Source organism: Butyricimonas synergistica DSM 23225, assembly GCF_000379665.1.
Classification (GTDB): domain Bacteria; phylum Bacteroidota; class Bacteroidia; order Bacteroidales; family Marinifilaceae; genus Butyricimonas; species Butyricimonas synergistica.
The window spans coordinates 467,285-482,949 of record NZ_KB903360.1 but is presented as its reverse complement, the minus strand read 5'-3'; the positions used below and the strand labels follow the sequence as shown (position 1 = coordinate 482,949).

Annotated in this window: 9 protein-coding genes and 1 pseudogene; 9 read left to right on the top strand and 1 reads right to left on the bottom strand. The window is 45.5% G+C overall.

What is annotated here, in order from left to right; all coding sequences use genetic code 11:
* The first annotated feature begins 22 nt into the window (after positions 1–22).
* The 3 genes and pseudogenes from A3CY_RS0110375 (at position 23) to radA (ending at position 4,114) form a co-directional block, all read left to right on the top strand.
* The gene (locus A3CY_RS0110375) at positions 23–2,362 is read left to right on the top strand and encodes a transglycosylase domain-containing protein (protein WP_018337850.1); all 2,340 of its coding nucleotides are present in this window, start codon (positions 23–25) and stop codon (positions 2,360–2,362) included.
* A gap of 27 nt (positions 2,363–2,389) precedes the next feature.
* A pseudogene (locus tag A3CY_RS20770) lies at positions 2,390–2,703 on the top strand (four helix bundle protein).
* A 43-nt stretch (positions 2,704–2,746) separates the two neighbouring features.
* The gene (gene radA / locus A3CY_RS0110365; protein ID WP_026207538.1) at positions 2,747–4,114 is read left to right on the top strand and encodes a DNA repair protein RadA; all 1,368 of its coding nucleotides are present in this window, start codon (positions 2,747–2,749) and stop codon (positions 4,112–4,114) included.
* On the opposite strand, the gene A3CY_RS0110360 is transcribed toward radA, so the two are convergent.
* Positions 4,109–4,654, bottom strand: coding sequence for an RNA polymerase sigma factor (locus A3CY_RS0110360; protein ID WP_018337846.1), 546 nt, complete (start codon positions 4,652–4,654; stop codon positions 4,109–4,111). The two genes, radA and A3CY_RS0110360, sit on opposite strands and share 6 nt — an antisense overlap.
* Before the next feature lie 100 nt (positions 4,655–4,754).
* Here A3CY_RS0110360 and A3CY_RS0110355 point away from each other — a divergent pair, with 100 nt between their 5' ends.
* From A3CY_RS0110355 to A3CY_RS0110325, 6 genes are all read left to right on the top strand, one after another.
* Positions 4,755–5,780 (top strand): FecR family protein, encoded by a 1,026-nt coding sequence (locus A3CY_RS0110355; RefSeq protein ID WP_018337845.1) that lies wholly within the window; start codon positions 4,755–4,757, stop codon positions 5,778–5,780.
* Positions 5,781–6,073: 293 nt separating this feature from the next.
* Positions 6,074–9,565, top strand: coding sequence for a SusC/RagA family TonB-linked outer membrane protein (locus A3CY_RS0110345; RefSeq protein ID WP_155828264.1), 3,492 nt, complete (start codon positions 6,074–6,076; stop codon positions 9,563–9,565).
* Between the two features lie 29 nt (positions 9,566–9,594).
* The gene (locus A3CY_RS0110340) at positions 9,595–11,121 is read left to right on the top strand and encodes a RagB/SusD family nutrient uptake outer membrane protein (protein ID WP_018337842.1); all 1,527 of its coding nucleotides are present in this window, start codon (positions 9,595–9,597) and stop codon (positions 11,119–11,121) included.
* Between the two features lie 23 nt (positions 11,122–11,144).
* Positions 11,145–12,254, top strand: a complete 1,110-nt coding sequence (locus tag A3CY_RS0110335; protein WP_040371627.1) for a hypothetical protein — start codon at positions 11,145–11,147, stop codon at positions 12,252–12,254.
* 15 nt (positions 12,255–12,269) lie between these two features.
* Positions 12,270–13,385: a TlpA disulfide reductase family protein gene (locus A3CY_RS0110330; protein WP_155828262.1), complete on the top strand. Its 1,116-nt coding sequence runs from the start codon at positions 12,270–12,272 to the stop codon at positions 13,383–13,385.
* Between the two features lie 9 nt (positions 13,386–13,394).
* Positions 13,395–15,662, top strand: a complete 2,268-nt coding sequence (locus A3CY_RS0110325; RefSeq protein WP_018337839.1) for a S9 family peptidase — start codon at positions 13,395–13,397, stop codon at positions 15,660–15,662.
* Positions 15,663–15,665 lie beyond the last annotated feature (3 nt).

Genomic DNA, 15,665 nt, shown 5'->3' with positions numbered 1-15,665 from the left:
TAGGTAATAAATATTTAACAGGATGCAGATATTAAAAAAATACTGGAAAGACTTTGCCATCTTTTGGGGGCTGTTCGTGATATTCGTGGGAGGAATATTTTTCTTTTTTTACTTGGTTTCCGACGGGAAGTTAGGATTTATGCCGACGTTTGAAGAACTGGAGAACCCGAATAACAATTTTGCCACGGAGGTGTATTCTGCTGACGGGAAAATCATCGGGAAGTATTTCGAGGGTAGCGAGAATCGTCGCTATATGGAGTACAAGGATATTCCCCAAAGTGTGATCGATGCTTTGATTGCCACGGAAGACGTGCGTTTCTATAACCATAGCGGTATTGACGTACGCGGATTGTTTCGTGTGGCGAAAGGAATGGTGACAGGCGATGCTGCCGCCGGGGGTGGTAGTACGGTTACCCAGCAATTGGCAAAGATGTTGTTTCCCCGGGAGGCAAACCAGAATTTCGTGGAGTTGGCGATGCGTAAGTTCCGGGAGTGGGTGATTGCCGTGAAGTTGGAGAAAAGCTACACGAAAGAGGAAATTATTACCATGTATCTCAATAAGTTCGATTTCTTGAATTTGGCGGTAGGCATCAATTCTGCCGCGAATATATACTTTTCCACTTCTCCCGATTCGTTACGGGTAGAGCAGGCGGCAATGTTGGTGGGAATGGCGAAGAATCCTTCTTTATTTAATCCCGTGCGCCGACCGGATAAAACGCTGGGACGTCGTAACGTGGTGTTAAGCCAGATGTTGAAATATGACAAGATTTCCGAAACGGAGTTTGATTCTTTGAAAAATTTGCCTTTGGGATTGGATTTCCATAAAGAAGACCATAAAGAGGGTATTGCTACTTATTTCCGGGAATATATGCGTTTATACCTGACAGCAAATAAGCCGGAAAGAAGTAATTACAAGTGGAATAAAGACCAGTACGCGGTTGATTCTCTCGCATGGGAAAAGGATCCGCTTTACGGGTGGTGTAACAAGAATCTGAAATCCGATGGTTCACGTTATAACATATACACGGACGGGCTAAAGATTTACACGACTTTGGATTCCCGGATGCAAAAGTACGCGGAGGAAGCCATGGCCGAACATCTGGGAGGAACGTTGCAGCCGGCTTTTATGGCGGAAAGAAGGCATAAAGCGAATCCGCCTTTTTCTAATGATTTGTCGAAGGATGTTGTTAATGAGATTTTAAACACTTCCATTCGACGCACAGAACGCTATCGTTCCATGAACAAAGCCGGTAAGAGTTTTGCCGAGATCAAGAGAGAGTTCGAGAAACCGATAGCTATGTCCGTTTTCACGTGGAATGGCGTGCGTGACACGATGATGAGCCCGTTGGATTCTCTGAAACATTACAAGTCGTTCTTCCGTGCCGGATTTATGGCAATGGAACCTGCCACGGGGCATATCAAGGCATACGTGGGAGGTCCGAATTATCACTATTTCCAGTATGATATGGTGAGCACTGGAAAGCGTCAGATCGGGTCTACGATAAAGCCGATTCTTTATACTTTGGCAATGCAGGAGGGCTTGGGACCGTGCGATAAGGTGTTGAATGTACAACAAACTTTCGTGTTGCCGGACGGGACGACTTGGACTCCTCGTAATTCCACGAGTAAGAGAGAAGGAGAGATGGTGACCTTGAAGTGGGGATTAGCCAATTCGGTGAATAATATTTCCGGTTGGGTGCTGAAACAATTTACCCCGGAGGCGGTAGTACAGATGGCTCATAAGATGGGTATTACAAGTTATATAGATCCCGTGCCTGCTATATTTTTGGGTTCTTCGGAGGTTTCCGTGAAAGAAATGGTTTCCGCTTTCTCTGTATATGCCAATAAAGGGGTGTACAATTCCCCGACAATGGTGACGAAGATCGAGGATAAATATGGTAATTTGTTAGCGACATTTCATCCTGAATCCCGGGAAGTTATCACGGAGAACACAGCTTATCTGATGGCAAATCTCTTGAAGGGTGTTGTAAAGGATGGTACGGGTGTCCGTTTACGTTACCGTTATCAATTGATGAATCCGATCGGGGGAAAAACAGGTACAACACAAAATCACTCTGACGGTTGGTTTATTGGGATCACTCCCGATCTTGCCGGGGGAGTGTGGGTAGGTGCTGAAGACCGTTCCATCCATTTCCAGAATCTGGCGAATGGTCAAGGGGCTAGTATGGCACTTCCGATTTGGGCATTGTTCATGCAGAAAGTGTATGCTGATAAATCGCTTGCCGTACCTCAACGGGATTTTGAAAGGCCTAACGGGGTCACGAAGGTTATCGATTGCGACGACGAGGAAGGAGATGGAGTTGTTGAAGAGACAGATACTTCCGAGGAATACTTTGATTAATTGAAAATTGAAAGTTGAAAATTGAAAATGAAAGAGAAAAATGTCGTCGCGGGGAAGTCTTTTCGATTTGCAGTACGAATTGTCAATTTGTATAAGTATTTGTGTGTGGAGCGTAGGGAGTTTGTGTTGTCAAAACAGTTGCTTCGGAGTGGAACGTCCGTGGGGGCTTGATTAGGGAAAGTGAACATGCACAATCAAAAGCGGATTTTATTAATAAGGTGAATATAGCTTTGAAAGAAGCTAATGAAACGGAATTTAATTCTATTATTGAAGAATGTCGAGAATTAATTCGTCTTACAGCTAGTATAGTAAAAACAACAAAATTGAGTATTGAAAACTAATCATTTTCAATTTTCAATTTTCAATTTTCAATTTTCAATTGTTATGGTGAAGTCGAAGACGGTTTATGTTTGTCAGAATTGTGGGGCGAAAGAATCAAAGTGGGTAGGAAAATGTGCTACTTGTGGAGAGTGGAATAGTTATGTCGAGGAAGTGGAAGTTTCCGTGAAGGGGAAACGGGCGGCTTCTATTATCGGGAACAGTTCTTCTCGTCCCTTGCGGCTGTCCGAGGTGAAAACCAATGCCGACGAACGGATGGATACGGGCGACGGGGAATTGAATCGGGTGCTGGGAGGCGGAATTGTTCCGGGATCTATGATCTTGCTGGGTGGGGAACCGGGAATCGGGAAATCCACTCTTATTTTGCAATTCGCCCTGCACAACCATAACGGGAAAGTGCTCTACGTGTCAGGAGAGGAAAGTGTGTCCCAGATCAAGATGCGGGCGCAGCGTTTGGGTGCGGAGAATGACGATTGCCTGTTTCTTTCCGGTAATTCACTGGAAGCGGTGTTGGAACATTCCCGGGCGATTGAACCGAAATTACTAATTATAGATTCTATTCAGACCTTATCCACCGAGGCGGTGGATGCAATTCCGGGCAGTCTTTCTCAGATTCGGGAATGTACGAATGTCTTGCTGCGTTATTCCAAGGAAAACACGATCACGACGATATTAATCGGGCATATCACGAAAGACGGGCAGCTTGCCGGTCCTAAGATTTTGGAACACATGGTGGATACCGTGTTGCAGTTCGAAGGCGATCAACAGCATATGTATCGCATCCTGCGTTCCATGAAGAATCGTTTCGGTTCGACCTCCGAGATCGGGATATACGAGATGTTGCAATCCGGTTTGCGTCAGGTTGCCAATCCATCCGAATTGTTGTTGTCAACTCATGACCAGAACCTGAGCGGAGTGGCTGTTGCGGCTACAATGGAAGGCGTCAGAACGATTTTATTGGAGGTTCAGGCATTAGTAAGCACTGCCGCTTACGGGACACCCCAAAGGTCAGCCACGGGCTTCGACACCCGTCGTTTGAATATGTTGCTTGCCGTACTTGAAAAGCGGGTAGGTTTTCGATTGGCGGCGAAGGATGTTTTCTTGAACATCGCAGGAGGTATCCGGGTGAGTGATCCGGCATTGGATTTGGGGGTGGTTATGGCGGTACTGTCCTCGAATATTGATGCCCCGATACCGTCGGACACCGTGTTTGCCGGAGAAGTTGGACTTTCGGGTGAAATACGTGCAGTCAGCCGTATCGAGCAACGTGTACTGGAAGCCGAAAAACTGGGATTCCAACAAATATTTGTTCCCGCCGGAAATAAGAAAGCGCTTGTCAAAACTCCGGCACATATAAAAGTAAAATTTGTTTCCCGGGTAGGAGATATTTGCAGGGATTTGTTCGGTTCATAAATTACCGTCTACCATGTATTTGCGTAGGATGATAACTGCTTCCCGGCGTTTGTTGTAGACGGTTTGAAGGGCAAGTCCTAATTTAGTTGCAATCTCTTCCGGTTTCCAGCCTTCCAGGTACATACGGATCACCGTGGCGTAATCATCCGGTAAGATTTGCAAGGAATCGTACAGGGTTTTGTATAGCTCTACACGTTCCATATTATCCGAAAATTCATACTCTGCCTTGCATTCCAGTTCAAAACGCTGTTGGTGTCCCAAATGTTTGAGTTTATTCTTGTAAGCGTTTTTCAGTGCGATAAAACAAAACGTTTTTATGTATGCCAGCGTGGGAAACTGAACGGAATCCCGTCGCCATATATCAGCCATGACATCCTGAATAACATCTTCGGGTGGTATGTTCAGAGGTTCGAATAGGCGTGTAGCGTATAGATATAGTTCCCTGTATATCATACGATAAACAACCCCGAACGCATGGGCATCCCGTTGGTTAAACGATTTTAAAAGTACATCATCCGATTCGTTTGAATGAGGTATCATATTCTTTTGATTTTTACAAATGTAGTTTTTTTCTAGAAAAAACGATTTTTTCGCGGTAGTTTTTCATGTTTCGATTTATATATATGTAAAAGCATAGATCATGAAGACAGAAAAAGAGATTGATGAATTATTAGATACGGTAAGGATTCCCTCGGACAAAGAGGTTGAAGCGGCGGGGCTTCGTTTTGATCGTCGAATCCGTGGAATGAGGTGGCGTCGTCGATTGATTTGGGGGATGAGTTCGGCTGCGGCAGTGGGATTGATAGGAATAATATTCATTTTATTCTGGCAAGATGATGGCAAACATGAGCCCGTAGAAGTGGCTAAGGTGATAAAGATAGATTCCCATGTGACAGCCCCGACGTTGATATTGTCGAATGGGAATAGCGTGAATTTGAAAGAGGAAAAAATTGAAATGAAGATTCAAGAATCAAATATTCGGGTGGAGGACAACCATATCACGTATGATTCTGTATCGGATATTCAAAAAGTAGAATACAATACGCTCGTGATTCCTGCCGGATATACTTATAATGTTACGCTTGCCGATGGTACTCGGGTAACGCTCAATGCGGGAAGCCGCTTGAAATACCCGGTTGAGTTCATCGGGGACAAGCGGGAAGTAGAATTGTCCGGGGAAGCGTATTTCGATGTAACTAAATCGGAAAAACCATTCGAGCTAAGTGTTTCCGATTCTAGAATCCGAGTTTACGGGACACAATTTAATGTAAAGACCTCTCGTGAAAATACCGTTGAAACTGTGTTGGTAGAGGGAAAAATCGGATTCCGGGCACCCGGTCGGGAAGAAGTGAAAGTTGTTCCCGGCGAGCAGGTTTCGTATAATGCGGCTTCCGGGAATGTCGATGTTCGGCAGGTGGATACACGTTATGCTACTGCATGGATGGATGGTGTGTTTAAATATCAGGATAAAAAATTGAATCTTGTACTGGAGGATATTTCTGCCTGGTACGGGGTTGAATTTGAACCACAAACTGACATTACGATGATTGAGGTTACCATGAATCTGAACAAGAAGACACCGATAGAGGAGGTGATTTCATTTATCGAGTTGATGGCAAATTGTAAATTTATAAAAGAAAGGGGGCATTACATTGTAAAGAAGTAATGGGGAATAAAAAAGATATCCCGCCAGGCGGGATAATCTTCAAAACAAAATCGCGGTTTCATAAAATTGGACCTTTATCAATCGCGACGTTGGTGCAGTAAATATTATTTACCATTTAAACTAATTAGTACTACAAATTTATGCAAAAAAAATCAAGGGCGGTACATTTATCGCTAAAAAAAAGTGTGTTGTGCGTATTATTGATATTCACAACGCTTAGTTCCATACCGTTGAGTATGTATGGGGCAATGAATTCTATTTTGGATGATATTCGGAAAAAAGTGACTATTTCAATGAAAGATACCACTTTGGAGAAGATTCTTACAGAAATTAACAGACAAACAGGAGTGGATTATGGTTTTCAGAGTAATGATAAAATCGATAAAAATCGTTCTTTCTCTTTGATCGTGAAAGATGTTTCCGTCGAGGAGGCACTTGATACTTTGTTAAAGGATAGTCCTTATGGCTATGTCCTTGAGAAAAATCGTATCGTGATTATTTTACGGAAAAAAACTGCCGAGGGATTGTTGAAAATTTCCGGTAGAGTTTATGACGAGAAAGGGCATCCTCTTCCCGGCGCAACCATTCGGCTTCTCGGTACAAACCAGGGAGTAACTTCCGATAGCGAGGGTGTTTTTTCAATTGTTGCGGGTCCGAAAGACGTTTTACAGGTTTCATTTGTCGGATATAAAATGGGAATTGTTGAAATTAAGGGGAAGACAAAGCTAGACGTTATTCTGGAAGAAGATGTAAAAGCGATGGAAGAAGTCGTCGTGACGGGGTACCAGACATTGCGCAGGAGCGATATGGTCGGTTCTACCGCTACCGTGAGAGCATCAGATATCATGATGCCGGCGTACACATCCATTGACCAGATGTTACAGGGGCGTGTTGCTGGGATGATGGTGATGAATACGAGTTCCCGCGTGGGAACAAGTCCTAAAATCCGTATCCGGGGGACATCTACCATTTTGGGTAACCAAGACCCGTTGTGGGTCGTTGACGGGGTGATCCAACCGGACCCGCTCCCCTTGGACCAGAACGATATGATGGTGGATGATTTGAAAAACATCTTGGGTAATCAGATTTCTTGGTTGAATCCGGCGGATATTGAAACGATCACGGTATTGAAAGATGCTTCTGCAACTGCTATTTATGGTTCTAAAGCTGCTAATGGCGTGATCGTGATTACCACGAAAAGAGGACAAACGGATCGGATGACAGTAAATTACAGCGGGACCTTTTCATTCCGAGCTCGTCCTCATTACGGGTTGTTCAATTTGATGAATTCGGCGGAACGGATTCAGTTCAGCCGGGAAGCTTTCGCGGCGGGAGCCGTGTACGAGAGCGCTCCTGTGGCATCTTTGGGCTCGTATGAAGGAATCATGACCATGTTCTATGATAAACTAGTCTCCAAAGATGAAGCGGAGCTTGCCATACAGAAATTGGAAGAAACGAACACGAATTGGTTTAAGCTGTTGACCCGTAACTCTTTTAGCCATAATCACAACGTGAGTATATCCGGGGGAAGTGAGAAAATCGTGTACAACGCTTCGTTGGGATTCAACGATCAGTCGGGCGTGGAGAAAAATAATGACGCGAAAAATTTGAGCGGGCGTCTTAACCTCGGGGTTAGATTACATCCCAAGTTTTACTTGGATATAAGCTTGATCGGTAGCGTCAACCAGACTTGGGGATATTCCGCCGGGGTCAATCCCATGGGGTATGCAACATCAACCAGCCGTTCCGTCTTGGCGTACGACGACATGGGCAACCGTTATTTTGAGAAATTGAGGGGTAAATACAGTTACAACGAAAATCACGTGTTCTTGGGTTTCAATATATTGAACGAGATGGATCACAGTTATTCCAAGAATAAAAATTCCCAGTTAAGCGGGAATCTGAATCTCTCGTGGGACATTACGCCTTGGTTGAAATACGAGTTCGTGGGAGGTATTAATAATAATAATGGCATATCGGAATCTTACGCGGGAGAACAAACTCATTACGTTGCCTTGAAATACAGGGGATATGATTTTGGCACGGAAGCGTTCGGTTCGGATAAATACAATGCCGCGATGTTGCCGTCCGGCGGTGAGTTATATAACGGGCATTCGGATGTGTTGAGCTGGAATGTGCAAAATAGGGTTACTTTCCAAAAATCGTTTAATGAAGACCATCGGATTAACGTGTTGATAGGTACGGAAGTGGCGTCAGCGAAAACGGCGAGCAGGGGACAAAAAATATATGGATACGTGAAGGAAAGAGGCGAAAGTCTCGTGAAACCGACCCCCTTGGATGAGTTGAAGCCTATCGGCAGTATTCCTGTTTCCGGATGGGGTATACTGGATGATTTTTATAATGGTGCCGGGTGGAGCCGCGGCACGATGACGGACAATAGATTCTCGTTGTTTGCCACGTTGGTTTACTCTTACAAGAACAGATACGTGTTAAATGCCAGTATGCGTAACGATGCCTCCAATCGTTTCGGGCAAGACCAGAATAAACGTTTTGACCCGACCTATTCTTTCGGGGTTTCTTGGAACGTGGCTCAGGAGCCTTGGTTAAATCGGATCTCGAATGTATTGAATCAATTCAATATGAGAATCTCCTATGGTATCCAGGGAAATGCGGTAAATTCCATTAGTCCGGAATTGATATTGAGTATGGGAACGACGAAGCCTTATTACGGGGATTATATGTCGACCATTTCCCGCATTCCTAATCCCAACTTGAGCTGGGAACGCACGAAGACTTGGAACTTTGGATTGGATCTTCAATTGCTTCAATGGATCACGATGAACGTCGAGTACTACACGAAGCGGTCTAATAATATCGTGAACCAGCCTATCGCGTTGGAGTACGGTAGAGATGGGACGGAAGTCAATGGTGGGCGTATCAATAACTCTGGAGTAGAGTACACGTTGAACATCACGCCTATTCGCACCAAGGACTGGGCATGGACGCTCGGTTTTAATTCATCCAAGAACTGGAATAAGGCTAAAACCCGTTCCGTTAGCGAAATCACGATGAGGGATTATTTGTCAGGTTCTTCCGATAAGGTATTGAAGGAGGGATACGCGGTATCCAGTTTTTGGTCGTTCTCTTACAAGGGGGTGAATCCGGATAACGGGCTCCCGGAATTCAACTTGATTTACGAGCAAGACGCAGAGGGAAATTACGTGAGGGACGAGAAAACCAACAATCTTATTTTCAGGAATGTTTCCGATTACACGGACAATCTGGTCTACTCGGGCAAGAACGAACCGGACTTCACGGGAGGTTTGACAACCCGCTTGCGTTGGAAAGGTTTGACTTTCGGGGCGAATTTTTCTTTGTTGTTGGGGGCTAAAAAAAGATTGCCGAACCCGTATCCCGCGAGTGGAAATATTCCGTTATCTAACGTGAATCTAAGTAAAGAATTGCTACGGCGTTGGAAAAAGCCCGGGGATGAGAAGTACACGAATATCCCGGGAGTCTATTCCGGTCGTATCGAGAATCTGCTGACGCTTGGGCGTGAAGAAAGATTTAACGTGTATGATATGTGGGGACAATCGGATATTAGGGTCGTGAGTGCCGATTTCTTCCGTTGCCAACAGATGTCTTTGACTTGGAATGTGAATGAAAAGTGGTGCACGAGAATGGGGGTAAAGAGTTTGTCATTGAACGCGGTGATGAACAACGTGTTCGTGATTGCTGACAAGAAATTCCATGGTTTCGACCCGGAATTGGGTGATAGCGTGCAGCCCAAGACGTACTCTGTCGGTGTAACTGTCGGTTTTTAACTAAGGAGGTTTTTATGAATAAAATAATAATGAAATACGGATTATGGATAGCCATGTTTATCATGGCATCATGTAGTGATTTTCTGGAACCGAAATCTCAGAGCGAATACGTGCCCAAGCTGGTCAAATCGTTGGACGAGCTGTTGCTGGGAGAAGTATATATGGGACCGGGATATAGTGACGGCAGATTGTACGGGGTATTGGGGTTGTTTGATGACGATGTGTCCGTTCGTCCGGATTGGCAAACGAGTAGCACGGAGGAAAGCAAAGTGAATAAGCTCCGCTTGGCTTACACGTGGTCTAAGTATATGAAAGATGATTTCGGCGGGTATAACACCTATGGGGAAGTGTATAAAAAGATTCTCGGTTGTAATTCCGTTTTGGATTATATTGATGAGGTACAAGGCAGTGAAGAGGAAAAAAGCAGGGTAATGGCACAAGCCTTGGGGCTCCGGGGATATTTCTATTTCCATTTGATTAATTTGTACGGGAAACCTTACTTTGCCGGCAAGGATACCCCCGGCGTGCCGTTGAAGTTGACAGCTGATTTGGGAGAAGACGGGATGCCGAGGAATTCGGTAGGAGAGGTTTATGGCCAAATCGTGAAAGATTTATTGGAAGCGGAACGCTTGTTTAAAACGTTGCCGGATGAAGAATGGGGAACGCAAAAACAAAAGATCCGGATGAATTTGCCTTGCGTGCAATTACTTCTTTCCCGCGTCTACCTGTACATGGAAAATTGGGAACAGGCGTTGGCATACGGGGAGAAAGTCACCGGGGAATATAATTACGGGGTGAAGGATTTGAACGAGGTGCCTCAGCCTGCTTTTTGGATGACACCTTATATGGAATATTACCGTTGGGATAATCCGGAAATCATATTCTTGTTCGGGAACCAGGGGGATGTGTTGGATTTGCCAATGACCATGATACACTATTCCGGAGACAAGGGGTACACGACTTATTACCCGATGGTTGCTTCAGATGATTTGATCAATTCTTATGTACCGGCGGATTTGCGGAAAGAGCGTTATTTAATGGCTATTTATGAAAATTATGCTCCAACAAGGTTTAAAAGAGCCACTAGTAAATTTAAATCGACAGATCTGCTCGATATAGAGGTTTCCTGGAGTGCCGGGAAATGGGGTGTCGGTTTTAAAGTTACGGAGGCTTATTTGAATGCGGCAGAAGCGGCGGCAATGCTTTATAAAGAAACCGGTAAAGGAGAATTCCAAATCAAGGCGCAAACCTTGCTTGATAAATTGCGGGTAAAAAGATTTGCTCCCGCGGCTTTCGAGGAAACGGATATTGCCGAGGCAGACGGCTTGGTCGATTTCGTCCGGGCAGAAAGACGGAGAGAGTTGTGCTTCGAAAATCACCGCTGGTTTGACCTGCGCCGTTACGGGATGGAAGAGATCAGGCACGTGTGGCGGGATGGTTTGGGGAACGAAACCGAGTACGTGTTGGAAAAGAATGACCCAGGTTTCACGCTTCAGCTGCCGAAAGAAGCTTTCGTGTACAACCCGAGTTTAGTGCAAAACGAGGAAAGGAAATGATTTACAATATTAATAGAGTTTATATGATGCGAATAAAACAAATATATTGGGTGTTGTTGCTTGCCTTGTTTGGGCTGGCTTCATGCGCGGAGGACGACGGTGTGGAAACCGTGAAAAGAGTGGATCTGTTTGATTTTGAATTTCCGCAGGGGGATAACCCGTGGGATAAGGAGATCGAACAAATCGCAAAAGATTGGGGAATGTACATTATCTATAAAGAAGTGGATAGTACACGTTTGAACCGGATGTGGACAGTCCCGGTTTATAACGCCCCGATTTACGTGTGCACGACTCCGAGCGACGAGGATATTCAAGTGTACTTGAACCTTGTGAAGGAGTGGTTGTTGGGAAGTTTGGATCAAAAGAGCGACGAGGACCGGAAGTCGTTGCCTTTTTACTTGTATTTGGTAAACGATCTCAACGATGGGAATCCCCGTTCTGAAACATATCAAAAGAGGCATATCCAATTCAAGAAGGACGGATTTGATTACTGGAGTTTGAGTTTTACCAGCGAGGAGTTAGCTGCAGGTTTGACACCCCAACAAATTCACGAGGTGGCGTGTGCGTTTAGTTATCCGGGTTTGAAAACTCGCTTTATGGCGGGTGAGTACGAGATAGCTCCGGGGTTTATTGGAATGACGGATTATGAAACTAGAATCGGGATTCGTTATTTGTCTTTTGAAGAGTGGAAAGTACAGAATCCTTGGGCTCCGGATCAATATTATGAAAGTTGGGTGAACACTTACGAGAGAGATCCACTTAATATTTATACGCGTCGGGGAATTGCGGCACAAGTGGGGGAAGATTTTGAGGTGGTTCGTGATTATTATGGGGCTCCCACGTGGATGCCTTGGATTCTTGCCACTTACAATGGTGAGGAATTTGACAAAAGTCCCGGTCCGGTTGCCGAAACAGTGGAAGATCGTGCCTTGCTGGATTTCCTGAACATGATTCGCGTGGCAATGAGATACACGGAAGCTCAAGTGCGTGAACTCTACCCCATAGACGTGGAAGATCCGTTAGATCGAGCAGGTTATCAAATCATTAATGACAAATATGATTTGGTTGTGGAATACATGAAAACAACTTATGAGGTCGATTTACAGAAATATGCGGAAATATTGGAGCAATAGTTGAAGGAGATTTGTATGGAACATAAAAGAATAAATTTTATCGCACTTTTTTTGATTGTAGTGGGAGTTATTGGATGTTCCTCTAGGGAATATAAGATACGGGGAAGTGTGGAAGGAGTGGATGAGGGAAAGGTTTTTCTCGTCACTTGCGAGGGGAAAATGTGTGATACGCTATCTGTAGCAGAGTTGAAAAATGGGAAGTTTGAAATGCAGGGACAGGTTCCCGCGTTGACGGTAACAACCTTGGTCCTTGAAGGTTTGTTCGCGCAGACCGTGATTTACTTGGAAAATGCAGAATACGAGATAAAACTGGATCCCCGTAATTTGGGGTCCGGTAAAATCTCGGGAGGTGGTGATGTGCAGAAGCTTGCCAACGAATATTCGGCGATAGATATAAATTTAGCGAAAGCGATTGCTGAAGTTCGGGATGAATATATGGCGGCAATCAGGAATCCTGAAAGCAACCGTTTTCAGGAATTAAAAGGATTCGTGGATTCGCTGCAACAGGATGCCCAAGAACGGAAAGAGAATTTTTTGAAGCAGCATGCCGATTCTTATATTGCCCTGAAAGATCTGGCAGAAAGAGCGGAAAGACTCTCCCTGGATGAATTGAAGAAAAGATTCGCCTTGTTGCCAGAGGGGTTGCGACAGAATTCCATGGGGAAAATGATAGACGAGCAAATCCGGAAAAAGGAGGCTTTGGCGGTAGGTCATCCCGCCCCGGACTTCAAGGTGCAAGATGCGGAGGGTAATTTCTTTACATTGTACTCGATCAAGGCTAAAATGAAAATCGTTGATTTTTGGGCTTCGTGGTGTGCCCCTTGCCGGGCACTTACCCCTCAATTGAAAGCGCTTCACGAGGAGTTTCACAACCAGGGGCTGGAGATAGTGGGGATTTCTATGGATGATAACAAAGAAAGGTGGCTGAAAGCGATAGAAGAAGAAAAGATGACTTGGATACAAGGTTCTAATTTGGAGGGATTCAGCCGGGAAAATTCTTTGTGTCAATTGTATAATATTACTAACGGGATTCCTTATCTCGTGTTGATGGATGAAAATAATCGTATTGTTGCGGCAGGGGCTAAATTGGAACCCCTGCAAAAAGAAATCATGAAATTTTTTCAAAAGTAAATTATGTGTATGAAAAGAATTATTGTTTGCTTGTTTTGTATCGGTTTGTCGTGCGGGCTGTTTGCCCAAAGGGCGAATTATGAACAAGCGGAAAAAGCTAAATCGAATTTGAGTGTCTTGTCTTGGGGTTATGACCAGGTAACACCATTTTTCACGGAAGGGAGTGATGACTTTTGGTTCCGGGAAGATAGAGGGGGAGAGGAAAAGTATTATTACGTGGATCTGAAAGCCCGAAAGGTGGAGGAGTTCCTGGACCCGGTTTATTTGGCAGCGGAAATGGAAAAAGTTACGGGGCGGAAGTATGACCCGAAAAAACTCGGTTTTTGGCAGATTTATTTCAAGAAAGGCGGGGAAAAACTCGTTTGGCAGGACGGGAACGTGACTTTCGAGTACAACCGGAAAACCCGGAAATTGACTCACACGCGGGATGAAAATATGCAGTATGACAGGACGCCGCGAAAACTCATGACGTATAATACCGGTATGTCGCCTGACGGCAGGTATTTGGTTTTCGGTAAAGACCACAACGCTTATATCCGGGATTTGCAGGATTCGACCGTGGTGCAATTGACATTTGATGGAATCCCCAATTACAGCCACACGGAGGGATGGCCTGCCGGCAAGGAGGTGCCCTTGGCTCCCGTCTGGTTCGAGGATAGCCAAAATTTTTGTCTCTTCCGCCAGGATTATCGCGGGATGGGAGAGGTTTCGTATGTAAATTATCTGAAGGGGCGACCGGTGGCTCAAAGTACCCAGATGATTTTAGCGGGGGATTCCGTGATGCCGTACACCGAAGTCACCGTGTATGACGTGGCAACGAAGACGAAGAAAGTCGTGGATATCGATCGATGGAAAAACCAGCAAATGAGAATACTTCACTCGAACGTGAAAGCGAACAAGCTTTACCTGGAGCGTCGGAACAGGCAAAATACCATGCTGGACGTGTGCGAGGTAGATGTCTCGACAGGGGCGGTGAAAGTGATTATCCACGAGGAAGGAGACCCCTACCTCGGCATCGAGCTGGCATCGATCTTTTTCTTGAATGACTACAAGGACATCATCTGGTGGTCGGAGCGTTCCGGGTACGGGCATCTCTACCATTACGATGGGGAAGGCAATTTGAAAAATGCCATTACTTCCGGTAATTGGACGGCGGGGAAAATCGTGGGGATAGACGATAAGAGCCGGACCGTCTATTTCCAAGCGTATGGCGTTACTCCCGGGGAAAATCCCAGTTACGCTAAAATCTGTAGGGCAAATATCGACGGGAAAGGGAAAATGGTAGTGCTCACGCCGGAAGAGGGTACTCACAACGTGGTGTTCTCCCCGAGCCGGAGGTATATCATCGACGCTTACTCGCGTCCGGATCTTCCTTATCAATTTAAGGTGAGGGACACCCGGAATGGGGAGCTGGTAGTGGACTTGTACGGGCAAAACCTGGATAACCTCTATGCGAAAGGGTGGAAAATGCCGGAAACTTTTTCCGTAAAGGCGGCAGACGGGGAAACGGACCTCTACGGGGTGATGTGGAAGCCGTTTGATTTCGATTCCACCAAATCTTATCCGATTATCTCCTGCGTTTATCCCGGTCCCCACACGGACAACGTCCCCCTATCCTTCGAGATAGCCTCCACGAACGAGGCGTTGGCGCAAGTCGGCTTTATTGTTGTTGCTTTCAACCATCGGGGCGGGCTTCCTTTCCGGGGAAAAGCGTATCACACGTACGGCTACAGTAATATCCGCGATCACGCTTTGGCAGACGATAAATGCGGTTTGGAGCAATTGATTGCCCGCCATGCATTCATCGACGGCAACCGCGTGGGCGTGTACGGGCACTCGGGAGGAGGAATGATGTCCACCGCGGCAATTTGCACGTATCCCGATTTTTATAAGGCGTGTGTGTCGTCAGCGGGGAATCACGATAATAACATTTACTCGCAATTTTATGTCGAGAGCCATTACGCGATGAACGGGCCGTTGCCCACTAATATGGAGCTGGCGAAGAACTTGAAAGGGCACTTGATGCTGGTGGTCGGCTGCATGGACGGGAATGTCCACCCGGCTCACACGGTGCGCATGGCGGATGCTTTCATCAATCACGGGAAGGACGTGGAATTGGTTGTGCTGCCACGCGGGCGCCACACGTATGATGGGGTATCTTCCTGGTATTTTGAACGTAAATTGCGTTCGCATTTCGCCAAATATTTACTGGGGGATTTCGAGTCTTCCGCTTTTTATGATATTGAGATTAATGAATTTGATCAAGTAAAAAAATAATAG

What these genes read in the sequence shown, in the direction of transcription:
- A3CY_RS0110355 (WP_018337845.1), top strand. Translation starts at nt 4,755, where the DNA reads ATGAAGACAGAAAAAGAGATTGATGAATTATTAGATACGGTAAGGATT.
- A3CY_RS0110360 (WP_018337846.1), bottom strand. Translation starts at nt 4,654, where the DNA reads ATGATACCTCATTCAAACGAATCGGATGATGTACTTTTAAAATCGTTT.
- A3CY_RS0110335 (WP_040371627.1), top strand. Translation starts at nt 11,145, where the DNA reads ATGATGCGAATAAAACAAATATATTGGGTGTTGTTGCTTGCCTTGTTT.
- A3CY_RS0110345 (WP_155828264.1), top strand. Translation starts at nt 6,074, where the DNA reads ATGAAAGATACCACTTTGGAGAAGATTCTTACAGAAATTAACAGACAA.
- A3CY_RS0110330 (WP_155828262.1), top strand. Translation starts at nt 12,270, where the DNA reads ATGGAACATAAAAGAATAAATTTTATCGCACTTTTTTTGATTGTAGTG.
- radA (WP_026207538.1), top strand. Translation starts at nt 2,747, where the DNA reads ATGGTGAAGTCGAAGACGGTTTATGTTTGTCAGAATTGTGGGGCGAAA.
- A3CY_RS0110325 (WP_018337839.1), top strand. Translation starts at nt 13,395, where the DNA reads ATGAAAAGAATTATTGTTTGCTTGTTTTGTATCGGTTTGTCGTGCGGG.
- A3CY_RS0110375 (WP_018337850.1), top strand. Translation starts at nt 23, where the DNA reads ATGCAGATATTAAAAAAATACTGGAAAGACTTTGCCATCTTTTGGGGG.
- A3CY_RS0110340 (WP_018337842.1), top strand. Translation starts at nt 9,595, where the DNA reads ATGAAATACGGATTATGGATAGCCATGTTTATCATGGCATCATGTAGT.